The following is an 18,959-nucleotide window of genomic DNA, read 5'->3' on the forward strand; positions in this document are numbered from 1 at the left end:
TTGTAGGAGGTTAATTATTAAATATTTTTACAAATGAATAGTAGATTATATTGAAGATAACAATATAATAGAAAAATTACAAAGGATAAAGGTGATTCAATGGACATATTAAATAGCATTATAGGTATTATATTTATTTTTATAGTAGCATTCTTACTGTCAAATAATAAAAAGAAAATAAACTGGAGAACTATTATTATAGGATTTTTAATTCAATTGTGTTTTGCAGTTATAGTTTTAAAGTCAGCTGTTGGGAAGAAAGCCTTACAGAAGGTAGCCACAATGGCAACTTCAATTATCGGGTATGCAAATGAAGGAATAAATTTTTTGTTTGGAGCAGCTATACCTACTAATGGAGGAATGGTTTTTGCTTTTCAGGTATTAACTGTTATTATATTTATTTCATCTTTAGTTTCTGTATTATACTACTTTGGGATAATGCAATTTATTGTAAAGATAATAGGTGGGGCTTTAGCAAGACTCCTAGGAACGTCTAAACTTGAAACTTTATCAGCAGCTGCAAATATATTTTTATCGCAAACAGAGTCACCTCTTTTAATAAAACCATATATCAATAAACTGTCTACATCAGAATTATTTACTGTAATGGTTGGAGGTGTAGCTTCAGTTTCAGGTTCTGTTTTAGTTGGGTATTCACTTATGGGGATTCCACTAGAATATCTTATCTCAGCAAGCTTTATGGCTGCTCCAGCAGGACTGATAATGGCTAAAATGATATTTCCAGAAAGTGATGCAAAAGCCTTAGAAGATAAAATTGAATTAGGAAAAGATGGTTCAGTTAACGTGGTAGATGCAGCATCGAAGGGAGCATCAGAAGGGTTAGGTTTAGCGCTAAACATAGGTGCCATGTTACTTGCATTTATTTCTCTTATAGCTTTAGTAAATGGAATAATAGGATTTATTGGTGGACTTATTGGAATAGATGGATTAAGCTTAGAAATGATATTTGGATACATATTCTCACCAGTGGTTGCAATTATAGGAGTTCCTTGGAATGAGGCTTTAACGGCTGGAGCTCTTCTAGGACAAAAGATAATTTTAAATGAATTTGTTGCCTTTAGTAAACTAGGACCTATAATAGGTGACCTTTCGCAAAAAACTGCAGCTATAATGACTTTTTCACTATGTGGTTTTGCAAACATATCTTCCATTGCTATTTTAATCGGTGGAATTGGAGGAATGGCACCAAAGAGAAAGCATGAAGTTGCAAAATTAGGATTAAAAGCTGTGGTTGCAGGCACTTTAGCGAACCTTTTAAGTGCAACTATTGCAGGACTTTTAATAGGATTATAAGATTATTAGTCATGTTGTAAATATCACAGAAAAGTTGATACTTTTATCTCATTTTAAGATAATTATATTTTCTTGAAATGAGATATATTTTTATTAGATATTAAAATAGATGTTAAAAACTTCATAATAAAAATATTATTATAATAAATAAAACCTATTTAAGTATGAAATAATATAATTAGAGGGTTTACTATTATTAAATTTTAAAACATAAGATTTCATTATGTAATTATATAAAAATATTTTTAAAATGACTTGACATTTAATATATAAACATGTAAATTAGTATTAACAAATTAAATTGAACAAAATTTAATTTAGATAAATAATATTTTGGTAAATTGATTTTAGGAGGAATAAAAGATGGCAAAGATAGTTAATTCAGCTGAATTTAATAATGAAATAAAAGATGGTGTTGTAGTAGTAGACTTTTTCGCAACATGGTGTGGACCTTGTAAAATGTTAGCTCCAATATTTGAAGAATTATCAACTGAAATGGAAGGCAAGGTTAAATTTATAAAAGTTGATGTGGATCAATGCCCAGACATATCAATGCAATATAGTGTAGCATCCATTCCTACAATAATAGTATTTAAAGATGGAAAAAATGTAAATACTACAGTAGGGTTTGTACCAAAAGAGAGAATAAAAGAAATTGTAGAAGCTTATATATAATAAAAATATAGGAGGTTACTCCTATATTTTTAATCTGTAAATTTGGAGGATAAATCTATGAGTGAAAGATATGATATTGCAATAGTTGGTAGTGGACCAGCAGGAATATCAGCCGCTTTAAATGCAAAAATAAGAAATAAGAGTTTTATCATATTTGGTAATGATGAACTTTCAAATAAATTAGTAAAAGCTAATAAAATTAATAATTATTTAGGTTTCCATGGTAAAAGTGGTAAAGAGATACAACAAGCCTTTATCAATCACTTAAGAGCTATGGATATAAAAATAACAGAAGAAAAAATAAATAATATATATGCTATGGGAGATTACTTTGCTTTAATGGTAAATGATAAAACCTATGAAGCAACATCAGTAATATTAGCTACAGGAATTCAATATGGTAAACTATTCCATGGTGAAGAAAAACTTCTAGGTAAGGGTGTTGGATATTGCGCTACCTGTGATGCACCACTTTATAGAAATAAAGTAGTTACAATAATAGCCTATAGTAAAAAAGAAGAGGAAGAGGCAAACTTTATTGCTACTTTAGCATCAAAGGTATATTATATTCCTATGTATAAAGAGTTTGTAAATGTTCATTCATCTATAGAAGTAGTAAATGATATACCAGTAGAAATAATTGGTGAAGGTAAAGTGGAAAAGCTAGTTTTAAAGAATAAAGAAATTAATACTGATGGTTTATTTATACTAAGAGATAGCATATCTCCAGGTCAATTAGTTCCGGGATTAAAAATCGTAGACAATCATGTAGAGGTTGATAGGCTAATGCAAACGAACTTAAAAGGTTGTTTCGCAGCAGGAGATATAGTAGGAAGACCTTATCAATATATAAAGTCTGCAGGGGAAGGAAATGTGGCTGCATTATCAGCAGTTTCCTATGTAGATTCAAAGGAAAAGTAAAATAAGAGATATTTGTATGAATTATTTATAATGTTATTCAAATTATTTGTTGTATTGACATATAAATTTTAAAATTGTAAAATAATCTCAAACAATGTGGTTTATTAAGAATTAATTTTAATAAGTCATTCTGTGAAATGGAGAATTTATATGAAGAATTGTGAATGTATTAAACTAGAAAATCAAATATGTTTTTCTCTATATGCAGCATCTAGAGAGGTAATAAAGTTGTATAAATCCATTCTTGATAAGCATAATCTTACTTATACACAATACTTAGCTATGTTAGTGTTATGGGAAGAAGAAAAGATGACAGTTAAGGACATTGGTAAAAGACTACACTTAGACTCAGGTACTTTAACTCCATTATTAAAAAAATTAGAATCTATGGGGATAATTACAAGACATAGAGACGTAAATGATGATAGAGTAGTCATAATAGAGTTAACAGAAGCTGGCTTAAAGCTAAAAAGTGAGATTTTAGATGTGCCAGGAGAAGTATTTTGCAAATTGAATATATCTAATGATGAAGCAAAGGAGCTTAAACGTAATTTAGATAATTTATTACAAAGTTTAGAATAGTGCAGCAAAAGTTTAATAACTATAGTAAATATTCATACAAAGTTAGTTATAGGAAAAATTATGGATAAAAACCTCTTTAGATTTTAACTAAAGAGGTTTTTTCATGGATTAAGTTTGAACTTTAATAGAGTTTATAGTAGTTCTAACTCTACTACTGTATCTTTTTCATCAGGAAGAATTGCACTTGATAAGTTTATAAAGGCATCCTCTTCAAATTCTTCTGCCATCCATGGAAACTCTACTTTAATTTCTGAACAGTCTTTAAGTAATCTAGCTTTTTTTATTTTTCCCCTTAGATTGTTTAGATTAGTGTGACCGATTCCTCTATCGTAAATGTGGGCATAAAGTAAATTCTCATTTTGGGTATATCTTCCCCATTCTGGTTTTGGTAGGTAGCTACCTTTACAACCATAGATACTATCTCCATTATCTGCAAGCCATTCTCCTATTTCTCCTAGAATCACTGCAGATTCTTTGGAAATTTCACCCTTTGCATTAGGTCCTACATTTAAAATCATATTACCATTTTTGCTAACACATTCAACTAAGCTCCTAATTATTTGTTTTGAAGATTTATAATCTTTGTCCATAGAAGCATAGCCCCAATTATTATTGAGCGTAATACAAGCTTCCCAAGGTACAGGATTTCTATTTTCATTAAGTACGCCCCTTGGAGGAATAATTTGTTCTGGTGAGTCAAAGTCACCGGTATAAGTAGAAAGGTTAGCTTTTTTAATACTTTTTTTATCATCTAATCTGTTATCAATAATTATATCAGGTTGATATTTCCTTATCATATCTACTAGTTCAGTAGCTTTCCATTTTTCACCGGTCATATTATCATAAGAAAAGTCAAACCACATTATATCAATTTTACCGTAGCCAGTAACTAATTCCTTAACTTGATTATGAAAATACTTAACATAATTATCGAAGTTATGAATTTTATTTTTAAAGGCTTTGTTATTTCTCATTGGATGGTGCCTATCACCATAGGCTGGATAGTCTTCATGATGCCAATCAAGAAGTGAGTAATAAAGACCAATTTTAATATCTTCTGTTCTGAAAGCATCTATGTATTCTTTAATTAAATCTCTTCCAGCTTTTGTATTAGTAGATTTATAGTCAGTATAAGAACTATCAAATAAGCAAAAACCATCGTGATGTTTAGCAGTCATAACTGCATACTTCATGCCGGCTTTCTTTGCAAGTTTGGCCCATTGTCTAGGGTTATATTTGGTTGGATTAAATTCAGCAAAGTATGGTTTATATTCTTCAACAGTCATCTGTCGGTTAGTCATAATCCATTCACCTGCAGCAGGTATACTATATAATCCCCAGTGTATAAACATTCCAAATCTAGCTTCTTGGAACCATTTAGTTCTTTCTTCACGTTGAAGATAAATTTTGCTTTCATTTTCAATATCTATCATGATTTCACCAATCCTTTCTATTTTAATTATACATTAATATTTTAAAAAATTTGTAAAAGATTCACTTTTATTTTTAAGAAAATTCATTGAATAAAAGTATATATAAACTTACAATAGATGTAGTAGTTTATTTATTGAGTAGAATAGATAAGCTTGTATTTAAACTGTGAAGTACCCAGTAAGAAAATACATTTTATAAGGAGGATAGTAATGAAAAATAATTTAAAGAAACTAAGCTTAATTATTGGAACTATAATTATAGGTATAGCTTTATTTACAGGTTGCTTTAAGAAAGATGAAATAAAGGATGCCTTTAACATTTATAAAAATGCTTGGATTAAGCAAGATTTTAAAAGTATGTATAATATGCTTTCAGTGGAATCAAAAGCATATATAAACGAGGAAGAATTTTTAGAAAGATACACTAATATATATAGTGCTATTGTAGCTAGTAATATGGATATTCAAATAGTAGGAGAAAAGGAAAGAGATAAAAAGTCATTAGAAATACCATTTACTATGACTATGGATACAGTGGCAGGAAAGGTAGATATCAAAGATTATAAAGCAACTTTAGTTAAAGAAGAGGATGGGTATAAAGTAAAGTGGAATGAGAGTTTAATATTTCCTCAAATGGAAAAACCAGATGATAAAGTGAGGGTAGAAGATTATTACTCTAAACGTGGAAGTATATTAGATAGAAATGGGAACTTTTTAGCACAAGATGATATAGTAAAGTCTGTAGGAATTCATCCAAGTAAATTTGGAAATAAAAAGTCAGAAAAAATAACAGCTATGGCAACTATATTAGACATAAGTGAGTCATATATAGAAGAACAGCTAGCAGCTAATACTAACCCAGATTATTTTGTACCAATAGTATCTGTACTTCAATCTGATTCTGAAAAGTTAAATAAGCTTTCCACTATTGAAGGCGTTCAAATAAACAATAAAAACTCCAGAGTTTACACCGGAGGAGAAGCTTTTGGAAATCTAATAGGATATGTGGGAGCCATTACAGCAGAAGAAATAGAAAATAATAAAGATAAGGGTTATTCACAAATAAGTCTCCTTGGAAAAGCTGGTCTTGAGAAGGTTTATGAAGATATATTAAGGGGCCAAGATGGTGGAGAAATATACATTGAAAAGGGAGAAGAAAAAATAACTTTAGCTAAAACAGAAGCAAAGAATGGTCAGGATATAAAACTATCAATAGACCCAGAGCTTCAAAGTAAGATATATAGTGAAATGAAAGGTGAGAAGGGAGCATCTACTGCAGTAGACCCTAAAACTGGAGAAGTTTTAGCTATGGTAAGTTCACCTTCCTATGATCCAAATATATTTGTAACATATAAAACAAAATCCTTAAGTGAGCAGTGGAAAAAGCTTGATGGCCAGCAGTTTGACAATAGGTTTAATAATGTATACGCACCAGGCTCTACAATGAAGCTAGTTACAGCGGCTATAGGATTGGATGCAGGCGCACTTAATCCAGGAGAAACTATGGATATTAAGGGATTAGATTGGCAAAATAATTCATCATGGGGTGGATATAAGGTTACGAGAGTAAAAGATCCTGGTAAGGCTATAAACTTAAAAGAAGCTACAAAATACTCGGATAATATTTATTTTGCAAGAGTAGCATTGAATATAGGAGCAGATGCCTTTATAAGTGGAGCTAAAAACTTTGGTATTGGAGAAGAGATAACTTTTGATTTCCCAATGGAAACTTCTCAAATTAGTAATGATAATACTTTAAGTAAAGAAATACTTCTTGCTGACACAGGATATGGTCAAGGTGAGGTGCTTATGTCACCATTAGATATTGCATTATCATATAGTGCATTAGGAAACAATGGAGATATAATGCAGCCAAGACTTAACATTGGAAAAAATCCAGAAGCAAAAGTATTGAAAAATGCTATAAAGGCAGAAAAAGTACCAGCTTTAGTAGATGCTTTCTCAGCTGTAATAAATGATGCAGATGGAACAGCTACCACTGCAAAAGTAAATGGATTTAATATAGCTGGTAAAACTGGAACTTCAGAGATAAAGAAAGATCAAAAAGATGAATCGGGTAAAGAAAATGGATGGTTTGTAGCTGTAAACACAGATGATTCTAAAATTGCCATATCTATGATAATAGAAGATGTAAAGGGTAGAGGCGGTAGTGGAATACCAACAGCTATGGTTAAAAATGTTATGGAGTTTTATTTGAAAAAATAGATATTTATTATAGTTAAAGAGGGTGTCTAAAATGCTAAATATTGAAATTATTTCAGGCTCAAAGGAACTATTAGAATATGTAAGTCCACTGTGGGATAAGCTTAATAATCATCATAAAAATAAATCTATAAATTTTAAAGAAAAATATGAGAAGCTCTCATTTAAGGAAAGAAGTAATGGATTCCTTATTTACAAGAAGGACAATATAAATATTAATCTAGTTAAGGACAAAGATAAAAAAATATATGTGGGATATTGTATTTCTACAATAAATAATGGTCTTGTAGGAGAAGTTAGTTCTTTATATATAGAGCCTGAATATAGGACGTATGGGATTGGTGATGAACTTATTAAAAGAGCCATTAAATGGCTAGATGATAACAATGTTAATAAAAAAATAATTGGAGTAGCTGTAGGAAATGAGGATGTACTTAAGTTTTATGAGAGGCTTGGATTCCGGAGTAGAACTATTATTTTAGAGCAGTGTTAACAATGGGAGGCAGTAATATGTCTCCTATTTTCTTATAAGGTTATAATTTAATTTTATTTAATATATGAGGTGAAAACGAAGTGAAATTTAGTATAGGTGAAATGGCTAAACTACATAATATAAACATACAAACTTTAAGATACTACCATAATATTGGATTATTAGTTCCTGTAGAAGTAGATTCTAAGTCAGGTTATCGATATTATGATAGTACTTCTAGTCAGAGATTGTGGAAAATAAAAGCATTACAGTCTACGGGATTATCTCTTAGTGAAATTATGAAGGTTTTAAGTGGAGATATATGTGAAACAGAAAAATTGTTTAATAATTTGAAGAATGTAATTGATGAAAACATAGAGAACTTAAAAAAAGTTTCTTGTTATGTAGAAGAGCAATTAAAAAATATAAATGATTTAAGGGAAGGAAATTATTCTACAGAGCCGAGAATTATGGTATTAGAAAGAAGGGAAGGATATTTAATAGACGTAAATGAAAATAGCACTATAGATAATGTAATAAGGTCTTTGGTAAGTTTTGATAGAAATTGTAGTATTAGTGTAGAAGTTATGTTTAAGCCGTCAAGGTTAATAAATATTAATGATAAAGGAGAAACTCATCTTAAAAGTTATCTGGCTCTTAGCAAAGAAGAAAAGCTAAATGATTCTAAGAATAAATACACATTAAAAGAAGGTGTTTATGGAGTCATTGACCATATAGGTAGTCGGGACAGTTTAAAAGAAAGTTATGATAGCTTATTAAAACATATAAAATCTTCTAAAATGGAATTACAAGGAATCGGTATAGAAGAATTAATTATAGGGCCAAACATATCTGATAATAATGAAGAATGGGTGAGACAGATTCAGCTATTATTGAAATAGTAATTATCGTGAAATATTTAAAGGATATAATTGGTAGTTTATTGACTAATTATATCCTTTAATTTTAAAATTTATTTGTCACCAGTAGGAAAGTCCTCTCCCATAATCCATGTAAATCCATATGCCTTAAGAGCTTCTATAAAATTCTTATTTCCTATACAAGACCAATTTGCTTTATAGTGAAGACCAAAGTATCTTTGGGCCATATTAATATAACCTTGCTGTTCTATAGATGTAATAATCTTATTACTGTAATCTTCGCCACCTATATCTAAAGTCACTTCTTTCATTGATGCCATATTAGTTGGACTAAGGGGAAATTTTTTAGAATTGTATTTTTCATTTTGTAGTTTTACTAAAGTGTCTATAGTTAAGTCTTTATAGCTTTCCTCATGAACTATGGCTTCTATGCCTAACTTTGGAGCAGGAATTAAAGGTTGATTTGGATATCCAATACTTAAAAGAACTACAGGGAATACGCCTTCTGGAATATTAAATATAGATTTTAATTCCATAAAGCAACTTTCTACTGTGCCTATATATACAGAGCCTAAACCTATAGAATCAGCAGCAGTACAAATATTTTGAGCACATATTATTGTATCTTGAAGAGCAATCCAAAAATGTCTATAACTCTTGGTAGCTACAAAAGGAGCATCAGAGGCTTCACACCAACGTTGAATTCTTCTCCAGTCAATACAGAATAGAAGATTAACAGGTGCATTTTTAACTAGTGATTGCATATCGCATTCATTAACTAAACGTTCCTTAGTATTATCATCAGTTATCTTTATTATAGAGTAAGGTTGAAGATTTCCTCCAGTAGCAGCATGTAAGCCGCAAGATATAATCTCATTCAATAGTTCATCAGGAATTTTCTTGTCTAGAAAGCTTCGGCAACTTGCACGTTCACATAATAATTTGATAGTATCATTTAAATATTCTTTATTCATAAAATCATCTCCTAAATTCAATATTTTATATTTCAAAGGTTAAACCCTATAGGGACTATAGAGTCAAGGAAGTTTATACAAATATAAAATAATTTTAATAATTATTTTAAGTGAAGATATAAAAAATACCTTTTAGTTATTATATAAATTACTAAAAGGTTGAAAAGGATATTATTAAAATATTAAACTATAATATCTATTTATATTTTTATCTAACTCATTAATGACAATGAATCTAGATTCTCTTAGGGTTTCTTTTCCTTGAGTAAAAAGTAAAATTGTAGGTGCTGTAAAAACTGAAAATTCTGCACACAAGGAAGGAAATTCATCAATACTAATTTTTATAGATTTAACCTTAGGATAATTAGTAAGCAAGTCATCTACTTTACAAAGCAGGTCATCATTTCCTCAAAAACATTTTCCAGTAAAGAAGCATAAAAGTAAATCCGTAGTATCAATTAGTTTTAAAAGGTCTTCTTTAGAATTTAAGCTATTCATTTATGAACCTCCTATTAAGTTTATATATTTATATTATCTTATAAGATATAACTTTATTCATTATAAAAGTCAAATCAAAACTTAGATAAATACATCATTTAAATATCTTATTAATAAGTAGAAAGACACCAATTCCCAGACAAAGAAATATAATCATAATAATTATAGGTATGAGTTTAAAAAATTCAAGCATGAGTTTCTCCCCCTTAAAATCCTATATTTATACTTATTTTATAAAGGTAATGACAACAAATTCCATATAATTGGAATAATTATATATGGAAAACATGATGAATGTCAATATTAATTATGTATATAAACTTCAGAATAACTAAAATTCATTAGATTTTAAAGAATATTTGAATATTTATATGTAAAATTAGAATACGTTTAAATATAAAAAGTTATAAATACTCATGATATAATGTATTATAAATTATTAGTTAAAGAAGGGGATTTTAATGCCAAGGATAGGAATGAGGATTATAAAATCAGCAGTGGCAGTCTTTATATGTTTTTTAATATATTTAGTAAGAGGCACAGGAATGCCATTCTATTCAGCAATAGCGGCAATTTTATGCATGCAACAAGGTGTGGAGAGTACTAAGCAGGTTGGTTTAAATCGTACCATTGGGACTTTAATTGGAGGTGCCTTTGGAGTGATAGTGTTATTATTAGAAAGAAGATTTATACCTGAATCTATGCCACAACTAAGATATCTATTAACATCTGTAGCTATCATACCTTTAATATATACTACTATATTACTTGAAAGACAAACAGCATCCTATATTAGTTGTGTAGTATTTTTAAGTGTGGCTATAAATCATGGAGATGATGTAGTTCCTTATGCATTTACTATTAATAGGATTATAGACACTTTAATTGGGATTTTTGTAGCGTTAGGGGTCAATGCTATGAGGTTACCTAAGAAGAGAAATACCAAAATTTTGTTTGTAAGTACACTAACGAATACTTTAATGGATTCTAAAAATCAAGTTAGTGCTTATACTAAGGTAAAACTAAAGGAAATGATAGAAGAAGGAGCACTAGTGACATTAGTAATAGATAAAACTCCAGAAACTGTAGCACCTATAGTTAGTAGTATGGATATTAAGTTACCAGTAATTACAATGAATGGAGCAGCAATATATGATTTTAATAAGAAAAGCTATGTTTACCATGAAGGAATAAATAATGAAATAGCTGAACGAATCTTAAATATATGTGATGAGTTATCTATAAATACCTTTACTCATACTATAATTAATAATGTGATGCACATTTATTATGGTAATTTTACTAATGAAGAAGAAAAGAGATTTTATAATTTAGAGAAAGTACTTCCATTGAAAAATTATATATATAGTAAACTACCACAAGGGCTAGACGTAATTTGCATCATGGTTATTAACAAGATAGATAAAATAGAAATACTACATAATAGGCTTAAAGGATGTAGGGATTATAAAAACATCAAGGTTATATATGAAAGATATAACGAAGATTACTATATTTTAAAAGTGTATAGTGGTAAAACATCTAGAGGAAGCGCTTTGATAAAGTTAAGAGAGATGATTAAAAGTGAGAAAGTAGTTGTATTTGCTGGTGTAGAACAGGATAGTTCTATGCTTGAAGTAGCAGATGAAGGATATGTAGTAGAAAATGCATCTATTACAGTTAAAGAAAATAATTCACAAATCATAGGAGATAATGAAAGTGATTCTGTAGTAAAGACTATTAAAAAAATATTTTATTCAAAAGTAATTAATTATTAAACTAATATATTAAATTTAAAGCTTCATTATTTTTATTTATCAACAAAAGGAAAACACGGTAAAGTGCTAAAAGATTAGAAACTTTACTGTGTTTTCTTTTTTATATAGGGGACATTGACTTTACACTTTATAGTCACAATTACAATTAAATTGGTTAATTACATATATTAAGTTAAACTATTGAATATAATCTATTATAATAATAACCTAATTATTACTATGAATTTTACGCAAGTTACATATAAGGAGTAGTAATACACAAATACCTAAAAATGCAATGGTAGTAGGGTCAGATGTCTTTATTAATCTAGGTACTGAAAATAAGAAAATCAATATAGCTATAATAGAAGCTATCAAATCTAATTTTAAATCTTTTCTGATAGATTTCATCAGAAGCACCTCACAATAAAAGATTCTAAATATAAATATAAATATAAGTTTAGTATAAAATGAATATAGAGGTGCTTTATATATATTAATGAAAGGAATTTGAGATTATTATTTCTATTAATATTTTACTGGTGTTGTAATTAAACCACCTCTATATAAGTGTGTTATTCATGTATGATTATAGCTTAAAATAATCTTGTAGTGTGGTTTTTGGAACGAAAGGTTAAATATCGAACATGTAAGTTAAGAATTAATGTAAAATAAAGTTTAAGTGTGAAAAATAAGGAATTTTAGGTATGAAATAAGTAATTTCATGAAAATTCAAAATAAAACATATAGCAATGGTGTATAATTTTGTTAAAACTTGAAATTAAGAAGGGATTTTATGATTAGTATTTTAGTAAAAAAAATTGTGAATTTTATTGCTACAGAATCTAATATAGAAGATATATATTATCTTGATAGAATTAGATATGGGGTAGAGATTTTTATAAGTGAAGGGATCAAATTCTTTATAATACTTTTAATATCTATTATGCTTAAAAGATTACCTGAATTTTTCATAATTACAGTATTAATTTTAGGGGTTAGAACTAAACTTGGAGGTGGGCATTGTAAAAGCTTTGCAAGATGCTTTATAAAGACTACAGGAATATATTTAAGTATGTATTTTTTATCTTCTATAATAATAATACCAAGATTCATAAGAGTTTTAATATTAGTATCTGTTATAGCTACAATTTTTACTGCTAAATATAGAACTAAGATTAAAGCAATAGAAGATCCTAAGGTAATTTTAAAATTAAAATTAAAGACAAGCTTCATATATTTATTTACATATACTTTAGTAAGAGTAGTAAATGATTCTGTGTACATAAATCTTGTATTATTATTTGGAACATATATGATTTATGAATATTATATGAATAACAGGGGGAAATCTGTAATGAAAAATTTAATGAAAAAATTCGACTTAAGAAAACTTATGAGTGGTGTATTAACTAATGCTAGTATAGGAGTAGGAGAAGCAGCACTGAAATCTTCTTCTATATTCTTTTGGGGAGAAGTTGAATTACCATTAGAATTAAGAGAAAAAAGAAAGTAATAATTATCTAAAATGTGCTATAATTGTTAGGGGTGATGAAGATGCAATTATTGTTAATAGAAGATGATATTATTCAAAGTGATAATTTATCTAACCTAATTAAAGAAAGCTATAATAATGTGGAGCTCCTAACGGCACATTCATTTAAAGAGTCATTAAAAGTCATTAGTGAAAAAAATGTTGACTTATTCTTTATTGACATTAACTTACCAGATGGATCTGGGATAGATATAGCTAAAAAAATTAGAGCTATGGAAGGCTATGAATTAAAAGGAATAGTATTTATAACAAGTCAAGGTTATCAGATGGTAGATGCATTTAAAAATATACACTGCTATGATTTCTTAATAAAGCCTTATAGTAAAAAAGATATTAAAAGAATCATAGATGTGTTTATGAAAGAAAATGTTAAAAAAAATGACAATCGAAAGTATAGTATGATAACTATAGAAAATAAAATAACCTATAAACTCTATCATGATGATATAGTTTTTGCTGAGTATATACCAAGGAAGTGCAAAATTGTAACAGTTAAGAATGGAGTAATTTATGCAAAATTATCTCTAGGGAAGCTTTTAAGTATGATTGAATCAAATAGTATAGTACAATGTCATAAATCCTTTATTGTAAACACTAAATATATAAAAAGAATAGACAAGATGTATACTAAGTTATGGAAAGTACATTTTGTTAACATCAGCGACATTATTGACTTATCTATAAGTTACTGTGAAAAAGTATTTGAAATTTTAGGGTATGAAAATGAGTATAAATAATTTTTTAGAGTTGTTTACATTAGGTATGATTTGCAATATTTTATTTGATAAAATTAATATTAAAAATGTTTTAATTTCTATTATATTAGCATATGTTTTTGGTATTGTTATAAAAATACCAGTAGTTACTATAGGAGCTTTAACTATAATATATGCATTCATAAATAAATTTTTACATAATGACACTTTTTATAAATCACTAATAAAGATAACTATATCGTTATTAGTTTTAATGATAGCAGAAAGTATTGTTGGAATTATAGTAGGTATATTAGATATTAATACAGAGAGTATAAATTTAACCTTAACATTAGTGGGTGTATTTACAATTACCTTAGGTACTATATATTACTTTACTAAATATATTAAGGTGAATATTTCAACTATACCTAAGATAAGTACTAAAATTATCATAACAGGAATAGTTAATTTATTTCTAATATTAACTATATTAATATTTATAAATGATAGTCATTTTATAGGCAGTGGATTAAGAATTGGATTATTTTCAGCATTGTTAGTATTCATTGTAATAACCATGATTTTGTGTAGGGATATATATAAAATTATGAAGGAAAATGAAATATTAGAAATTCAAAATAAATATAATTTGATTTTAAATGAGTATATTGAGAAGTTAAGGGCTAGTGAACATGAATATAAAAATCATTTAAATGTGATATACTCAACTCTTCAGGTGGGAAATTATGATGAAGTTAATAAAGTAATAAAGAAGTATATAGAAGATATAACTTATAAAGATACTTTAACAAAGCTAATGGCAATAGATAATATAATTTTAAGAGCTCTTATTTATAGTAAAATTTGTGAAGCAGAAAAAGCCGATGTAAGCATAAAGTGTAACATTAAAAATAGCTTGAATAATATAAAGATTAGTCAATCAGATATGGTAATTATATTAACTAATTTACTAAATAACGCTATAGAAGCAGCTAAGGAGAGTCCAAATAAATTAGTTGAGATATATATAGATGAAGATTATTCTACCAACGGTAGATATGTTATCACTATAAAAAACACTGTAAAAGATATGAATAAAATAAATATATCCTCAATGTTTAAAGAAGGATATTCAACTAAGGGTTCTAGTAGGGGCTATGGACTACATAATGTTCAAAAAATAGTGAGTGGTAATAAAGGCAATATTTTAATAGAAACAGACGACGATATGCTTTCTGTTGAAATACATATTTAAAAACATAGAAAATGGATATCAATTAATTTTGATATTCATTTTTTGATAATAATCATATATACCTTGAAGAAATTATAATAAAGTTATTGAAAAAAGCGCTTTTAAATATACTATAAAATGATATAATTAAATGGAGAATTATTATTACTTAATAAAGTCATTGTTTAGTGAAGGTTATGCAGTTATAAGATTTTATAAGTCTTATGTGTGCTATGAACCTAGGAGGAATATGGTTATGGATTATAATAGAGCTATAGAAATGGTAAAGAGGAATCCAATTATTATAAAAACTATAAAGAACCCAACAGAAGAAATGAAGCTTTTGGCCGTAGAGAAGGATGGAATGTCTCTACAGTACATAAAAAATCCAACAGAGGAAATGAATATAAAAGCATTGAAGAGTAATATAAATGCTATTGAATTTATAGATGAGCCTACCTTAGAAATGAAAGAGTATGCAGTAAAGGAAAGCTGGAATACTTTAAAATATATAGATGCTCCTAGTGAAGAACTAGTAAATCTAGGGATTGAACAAAAGGGATGGGCTATTCAGTATATAAAGAATCCTAGCTGTTATCTTCAGAGGTTGGCTATTGAGAAAAATTATGATTCCATTAAGTATATAGAAAATCCTTGTGAAGAGGTGCAGCTAGTGGCTGTAAATATTAGCTATGATGCCCTAAGGTATATTAACAATCCTAGTGAAAAAGCTGAGATATCTGCCATTAGAAATAATGAAGCTGCTATTAAGTTTGTTCATAATCTAGATAAAGAAAAGATGATAAAATTTTTAAAAGAAAATATACTAGTAATTAAGTATCTTATAAAAGATATTTCTATAGAAGAGCTCGAAGGAGTATTAAAAGAAAGATTATCTAGTGAAGATATAGAAGAGAGATATGTAAGAAATTTTATCAATTGTGAAAGTATAAATAAAAAGTATAATAATATTTCTATGGATAAGATTATATTTATTCATAAGTATGGAAGTAGTAGAGCAAAAAGAGTTGCTATAGATGAAAAGCTAAAGATTATGTAGGAGGATAATGCAAATGAACTTTAATGATACATTAAAAAGTGTAGAGCTTGTAATAGAAACTAATGAAGTACCTCTTATTGTAGGAGAGAGTGGAATAGGCAAGACTGCTCTTGCAAAGACTTTGGCGAGACAAAGAGAATGGAGTTTAGTTGTTATAGATGGAAACCTTTTAAAGGAGGGTGAAATAGGTGGACTCCCTACAGTGGAAGAATATACTATTAAAGATGAACATGGAAGAGTAGTAAGTAAAAAGACAACTATCTATGCTATTCATACAAAGCTTAGAGAAATAGATAATCTTATTTTAGAAGGTAAAGATGTACTTTTATTTATAGATGAAATAAATAGGTGTGAGCATAGTGTACAACAAGAGCTTATGAATTTGATATTAAATAGAGAGATAAATGGATATAAGCTTCATTATAAAGTAAAGATATTAGCTGCAATGAATCCATCCAGTAAATACGGCTCAGACTTTGATTATCAAGTAGTAGATATGGATGCTGCCCAAGAAAATCGATTTGTTTGGCTTAACATGGAAAGTGATGCAAAGGGTTGGATTAAATGGGCTTCGGAAAATAAAGTTGATAGAAAAGTAATAGAATTCATATCTACTTTTCCAGAGCATCTACACAGTATTAACGAAGATGATATAAGGGCTACCCCACGAAGCTTTGAAAGAGTGTCTAAAAGTTATAAGTTATATAAAGAAAATAAAGATAGTATACCAAGAAGAGTATTTTTAAATGTTTTAAGGGGGAATCTTGGAAGAATTATTGCAGAGCAACTTATGGATTTTATGGAGTCGGATAATACTGCTTTAATTTCTCCAGAAGAAGTATTTGAAGAAGAAGTTTTATCAGAGCAGGTTAAAATTAGGATATCCAATGAGAGCCACACTAGATTATATTTAACAGGAAGTAATATGATAAATTATATTAGCAGCAAAGTTGAAGAGCTAGAAGTAGCAGCTATAAAGAGAGTTATAGATAGATTTGTAGAGTTTCTTAGCTTTTATCCAGTAGATTTGATGATTGGAATTATGCAGGATATGAGAGAAAGTCAAAAAAAAATATATAATTTCATATTAGAAAATGAAGACTTTGTAGAGAATTACTTTGCAACTTATACTGAGATAAAAGGGTAGATAGGCATGAGTAAGAATTTTGAAGAATTAAGGGTTGAGCTTTATAATAGGGTAACTAATATAGTTAATGGTGGAGAGATGTTTAAAGCCAGAAGAGATGGCGAAAAATTTGTAGTAGATATGCCAGAAGACTTAAAGTTGGAGTTTTATAGACTAGTAGATAGAGTAAATCTAGCCATGATGGAAGAGAAGGAAAATTTCTATGGATACTTTTTATTTCAGGTAAAAAGAGAAATAAGATATGATATAGCTACACCTACAGCCATAAGTTTTAAGGGAGCTAAATATATTGTTTATTTTAATCCTTTTATATTTTTACAACTTAATTTGAGTCAGATGCAAGGGACTATAAAACATGAAATACATCATATTTTAGCATTACATTTAGTAAGGGCAAAGGAATTAAGAAAAAAATACAGTACCTTAGCTGTTAATATGGCTATGGACATAGTTGCAAATCAATATGTTAATTTCTTACCTGCCTATGCAACTACCTTAGAGTGGGTAAATACAAAATATAATTTGAAGTTAGAACCATATAATTCTATGGAGTACTATGTGAGAGAAATTCAAGGAGAATTGGATTTGTTAGAAGAGGACAAAGAAGGAGAAGAGGATGATTCTAAAGGTGATACTAAGGATGAATATGATCCTAAAAAGACTCATGATACCTGGGATGAATCTGATGATATAGATGATAAAACTCTGAAGTCTTTTACGGAGAAATTTGCAGAGCTTTCTAGTAAAGGAAAGCTTCCAATAGAGATAGAAGCTATGCTAAACACTTTAAAGGGAAGTGAAAATGAAATCCCATGGAATATTTATTTAAAAAAAATAATGGGAACCTTAGAGAGTAGTAAGAAGAAAACTGTAACAAGAAGAAGTCGAAGACAACCTAATAGATTAGATTTAAAAGGGGAGTTAAGAGGTCATAGGGCTAAAATTGCTGTAGCTATAGATATAAGTGGAAGTATAAGTGATGCTGAGTTTATGCAAGCTATGAAAGAAGTACTTTCAATAGTAAAAAATTATAATAGTGAAGTTACTATAATAGAGTGTGATAGCAATATTAGAAGAACATATAGGGTTAAGTCTGTAAAGGATATAAGAGAAAGGGTTACTAAAGGGGGAGGAACACAGTTTACTCCTGTATTTGAATATATAAATAACACTGACACTAACTTACTTATATACTTTACTGATGGTAAAGGTGAAGATAACTTAAAGGTTACTCCAAAAGGTTATAGAACTTTATGGATAATATCAGGCAGAGGATATAAATTATCTTTAAAGGAGCCTTATGGAGTAGTAAAGAGGCTTAAGGCTATAGAAGAGAAGGATGAGTTTATAGATATACATGACGTAAGAAATGATGGTTGGTCCATGAATAGTGTTGAACCTACAATATAGAGTATTAAAAATTATATAGTTTTACCAATGAGGCTTTTACAAAATAGATAGCTCTGTTTTGTGAATGCCTCATTTTCTTATAGTTAAGTAATAAGTCTTTAATAAATTTTAATGCTATACATAAT

The 18,959-nt window shown here is 28.5% G+C and carries 17 protein-coding genes; 14 read left to right on the forward strand and 3 right to left on the reverse strand.

The genetic code is table 11. The annotated features are described in order from the left end of the window. Window positions 1–99 precede the first annotated feature (99 nt). From B3Z56_RS14440 to B3Z56_RS14455, 4 genes are all read left to right on the forward strand, one after another. On the forward strand, window positions 100–1,314 hold the full coding sequence (locus B3Z56_RS14440; protein ID WP_346879084.1) for a NupC/NupG family nucleoside CNT transporter: 1,215 nt from the start codon (window positions 100–102) through the stop codon (window positions 1,312–1,314). A gap of 363 nt (window positions 1,315–1,677) precedes the next feature. Further along, window positions 1,678–1,989 (forward strand): thioredoxin, encoded by a 312-nt coding sequence (trxA, locus tag B3Z56_RS14445; RefSeq protein ID WP_035134706.1) that lies wholly within the window; start codon window positions 1,678–1,680, stop codon window positions 1,987–1,989. A gap of 57 nt (window positions 1,990–2,046) precedes the next feature. Further along, window positions 2,047–2,910: an NAD(P)/FAD-dependent oxidoreductase gene (locus B3Z56_RS14450; RefSeq protein WP_346879085.1), complete on the forward strand. Its 864-nt coding sequence runs from the start codon at window positions 2,047–2,049 to the stop codon at window positions 2,908–2,910. 150 nt (window positions 2,911–3,060) lie between these two features. Further along, window positions 3,061–3,492, forward strand: a complete 432-nt coding sequence (locus B3Z56_RS14455; protein ID WP_346848728.1) for a MarR family transcriptional regulator — start codon at window positions 3,061–3,063, stop codon at window positions 3,490–3,492. 131 nt (window positions 3,493–3,623) lie between these two features. On the opposite strand, the gene B3Z56_RS14460 is transcribed toward B3Z56_RS14455, so the two are convergent. Beyond that, complete coding sequence (locus B3Z56_RS14460; RefSeq protein WP_346848729.1) at window positions 3,624–4,925, reverse strand: alpha-L-fucosidase; 1,302 nt, start codon at window positions 4,923–4,925, stop codon at window positions 3,624–3,626. Window positions 4,926–5,135: 210 nt separating this feature from the next. On the opposite strand from B3Z56_RS14460, the gene B3Z56_RS14465 reads away from it, so the two are divergent. The 3 genes from B3Z56_RS14465 to B3Z56_RS14475 all read left to right on the forward strand — a co-directional run bounded on the left by B3Z56_RS14465 (window position 5,136) and on the right by B3Z56_RS14475 (window position 8,522). Further along, window positions 5,136–7,151 carry a penicillin-binding transpeptidase domain-containing protein gene (locus tag B3Z56_RS14465; protein ID WP_346879086.1) on the forward strand — a complete coding sequence of 672 codons (2,016 nt, stop codon included), beginning with the start codon at window positions 5,136–5,138 and terminating at the stop codon, window positions 7,149–7,151. 31 nt (window positions 7,152–7,182) lie between these two features. Beyond that, entirely contained in the window at window positions 7,183–7,641 is a 459-nt protein-coding gene (locus B3Z56_RS14470) for a GNAT family N-acetyltransferase (protein WP_346848731.1), read from the forward strand. 80 nt (window positions 7,642–7,721) lie between these two features. Beyond that, window positions 7,722–8,522 (forward strand): MerR family transcriptional regulator, encoded by an 801-nt coding sequence (locus B3Z56_RS14475; RefSeq protein ID WP_346848732.1) that lies wholly within the window; start codon window positions 7,722–7,724, stop codon window positions 8,520–8,522. Window positions 8,523–8,593: 71 nt separating this feature from the next. On the opposite strand, the gene B3Z56_RS14480 is transcribed toward B3Z56_RS14475, so the two are convergent. Then, on the reverse strand, window positions 8,594–9,475 hold the full coding sequence (locus tag B3Z56_RS14480; RefSeq protein WP_346848733.1) for a nitroreductase family protein: 882 nt from the start codon (window positions 9,473–9,475) through the stop codon (window positions 8,594–8,596). 959 nt (window positions 9,476–10,434) lie between these two features. On the opposite strand from B3Z56_RS14480, the gene B3Z56_RS14485 reads away from it, so the two are divergent. After that, the gene (locus tag B3Z56_RS14485) at window positions 10,435–11,751 is read left to right on the forward strand and encodes an HAD hydrolase family protein (RefSeq protein ID WP_346876297.1); all 1,317 of its coding nucleotides are present in this window, start codon (window positions 10,435–10,437) and stop codon (window positions 11,749–11,751) included. Between the two features lie 207 nt (window positions 11,752–11,958). On the opposite strand, the gene B3Z56_RS14490 is transcribed toward B3Z56_RS14485, so the two are convergent. Beyond that, window positions 11,959–12,141: a hypothetical protein gene (locus B3Z56_RS14490; RefSeq protein WP_150845295.1), complete on the reverse strand. Its 183-nt coding sequence runs from the start codon at window positions 12,139–12,141 to the stop codon at window positions 11,959–11,961. Window positions 12,142–12,526: 385 nt separating this feature from the next. Between B3Z56_RS14490 and B3Z56_RS14495 the strand changes: the two genes are divergently transcribed. From B3Z56_RS14495 to B3Z56_RS14520, 6 genes are all read left to right on the forward strand, one after another. Further along, the gene (locus tag B3Z56_RS14495; protein ID WP_346876298.1) at window positions 12,527–13,246 is read left to right on the forward strand and encodes an accessory gene regulator B family protein; all 720 of its coding nucleotides are present in this window, start codon (window positions 12,527–12,529) and stop codon (window positions 13,244–13,246) included. Window positions 13,247–13,287: 41 nt separating this feature from the next. Continuing rightward, window positions 13,288–14,022: a LytTR family DNA-binding domain-containing protein gene (locus tag B3Z56_RS14500; RefSeq protein ID WP_346848737.1), complete on the forward strand. Its 735-nt coding sequence runs from the start codon at window positions 13,288–13,290 to the stop codon at window positions 14,020–14,022. Then, window positions 14,009–15,238 carry a sensor histidine kinase gene (locus B3Z56_RS14505; protein ID WP_346876299.1) on the forward strand — a complete coding sequence of 410 codons (1,230 nt, stop codon included), beginning with the start codon at window positions 14,009–14,011 and terminating at the stop codon, window positions 15,236–15,238. The genes B3Z56_RS14500 and B3Z56_RS14505 overlap by 14 nt, the downstream gene beginning before the upstream one ends. Before the next feature lie 235 nt (window positions 15,239–15,473). After that, the gene (locus tag B3Z56_RS14510) at window positions 15,474–16,277 is read left to right on the forward strand and encodes a hypothetical protein (protein ID WP_346848739.1); all 804 of its coding nucleotides are present in this window, start codon (window positions 15,474–15,476) and stop codon (window positions 16,275–16,277) included. Between the two features lie 13 nt (window positions 16,278–16,290). Next, window positions 16,291–17,424, forward strand: coding sequence for an ATP-binding protein (locus B3Z56_RS14515; RefSeq protein WP_346876300.1), 1,134 nt, complete (start codon window positions 16,291–16,293; stop codon window positions 17,422–17,424). 6 nt (window positions 17,425–17,430) lie between these two features. After that, complete coding sequence (locus B3Z56_RS14520) at window positions 17,431–18,834, forward strand: VWA-like domain-containing protein (protein ID WP_346876301.1); 1,404 nt, start codon at window positions 17,431–17,433, stop codon at window positions 18,832–18,834. Window positions 18,835–18,959: the final 125 nt, after the last annotated feature.

Origin of the sequence: Clostridium sp. UBA7791 (assembly GCF_002480755.1) — a bacterium.
Lineage (GTDB): Bacteria > Bacillota > Clostridia > Clostridiales > Clostridiaceae > Clostridium_J > Clostridium_J sulfidigenes.

Coding starts and splice junctions, on each gene's coding strand:
- trxA (WP_035134706.1), top strand. CDS start 1,678: ATGGCAAAGATAGTTAATTCAGCTGAATTTAATAATGAAATAAAAGAT.
- B3Z56_RS14455 (WP_346848728.1), top strand. CDS start 3,061: ATGAAGAATTGTGAATGTATTAAACTAGAAAATCAAATATGTTTTTCT.
- B3Z56_RS14450 (WP_346879085.1), top strand. CDS start 2,047: ATGAGTGAAAGATATGATATTGCAATAGTTGGTAGTGGACCAGCAGGA.
- B3Z56_RS14460 (WP_346848729.1), bottom strand. CDS start 4,925: ATGATAGATATTGAAAATGAAAGCAAAATTTATCTTCAACGTGAAGAA.
- B3Z56_RS14480 (WP_346848733.1), bottom strand. CDS start 9,475: ATGAATAAAGAATATTTAAATGATACTATCAAATTATTATGTGAACGT.
- B3Z56_RS14505 (WP_346876299.1), top strand. CDS start 14,009: ATGAGTATAAATAATTTTTTAGAGTTGTTTACATTAGGTATGATTTGC.
- B3Z56_RS14500 (WP_346848737.1), top strand. CDS start 13,288: ATGCAATTATTGTTAATAGAAGATGATATTATTCAAAGTGATAATTTA.
- B3Z56_RS14520 (WP_346876301.1), top strand. CDS start 17,431: ATGAGTAAGAATTTTGAAGAATTAAGGGTTGAGCTTTATAATAGGGTA.
- B3Z56_RS14490 (WP_150845295.1), bottom strand. CDS start 12,141: ATGAAATCTATCAGAAAAGATTTAAAATTAGATTTGATAGCTTCTATT.
- B3Z56_RS14510 (WP_346848739.1), top strand. CDS start 15,474: ATGGATTATAATAGAGCTATAGAAATGGTAAAGAGGAATCCAATTATT.
- B3Z56_RS14485 (WP_346876297.1), top strand. CDS start 10,435: ATGCCAAGGATAGGAATGAGGATTATAAAATCAGCAGTGGCAGTCTTT.
- B3Z56_RS14515 (WP_346876300.1), top strand. CDS start 16,291: ATGAACTTTAATGATACATTAAAAAGTGTAGAGCTTGTAATAGAAACT.
- B3Z56_RS14465 (WP_346879086.1), top strand. CDS start 5,136: ATGAAAAATAATTTAAAGAAACTAAGCTTAATTATTGGAACTATAATT.
- B3Z56_RS14495 (WP_346876298.1), top strand. CDS start 12,527: ATGATTAGTATTTTAGTAAAAAAAATTGTGAATTTTATTGCTACAGAA.
- B3Z56_RS14440 (WP_346879084.1), top strand. CDS start 100: ATGGACATATTAAATAGCATTATAGGTATTATATTTATTTTTATAGTA.
- B3Z56_RS14470 (WP_346848731.1), top strand. CDS start 7,183: ATGCTAAATATTGAAATTATTTCAGGCTCAAAGGAACTATTAGAATAT.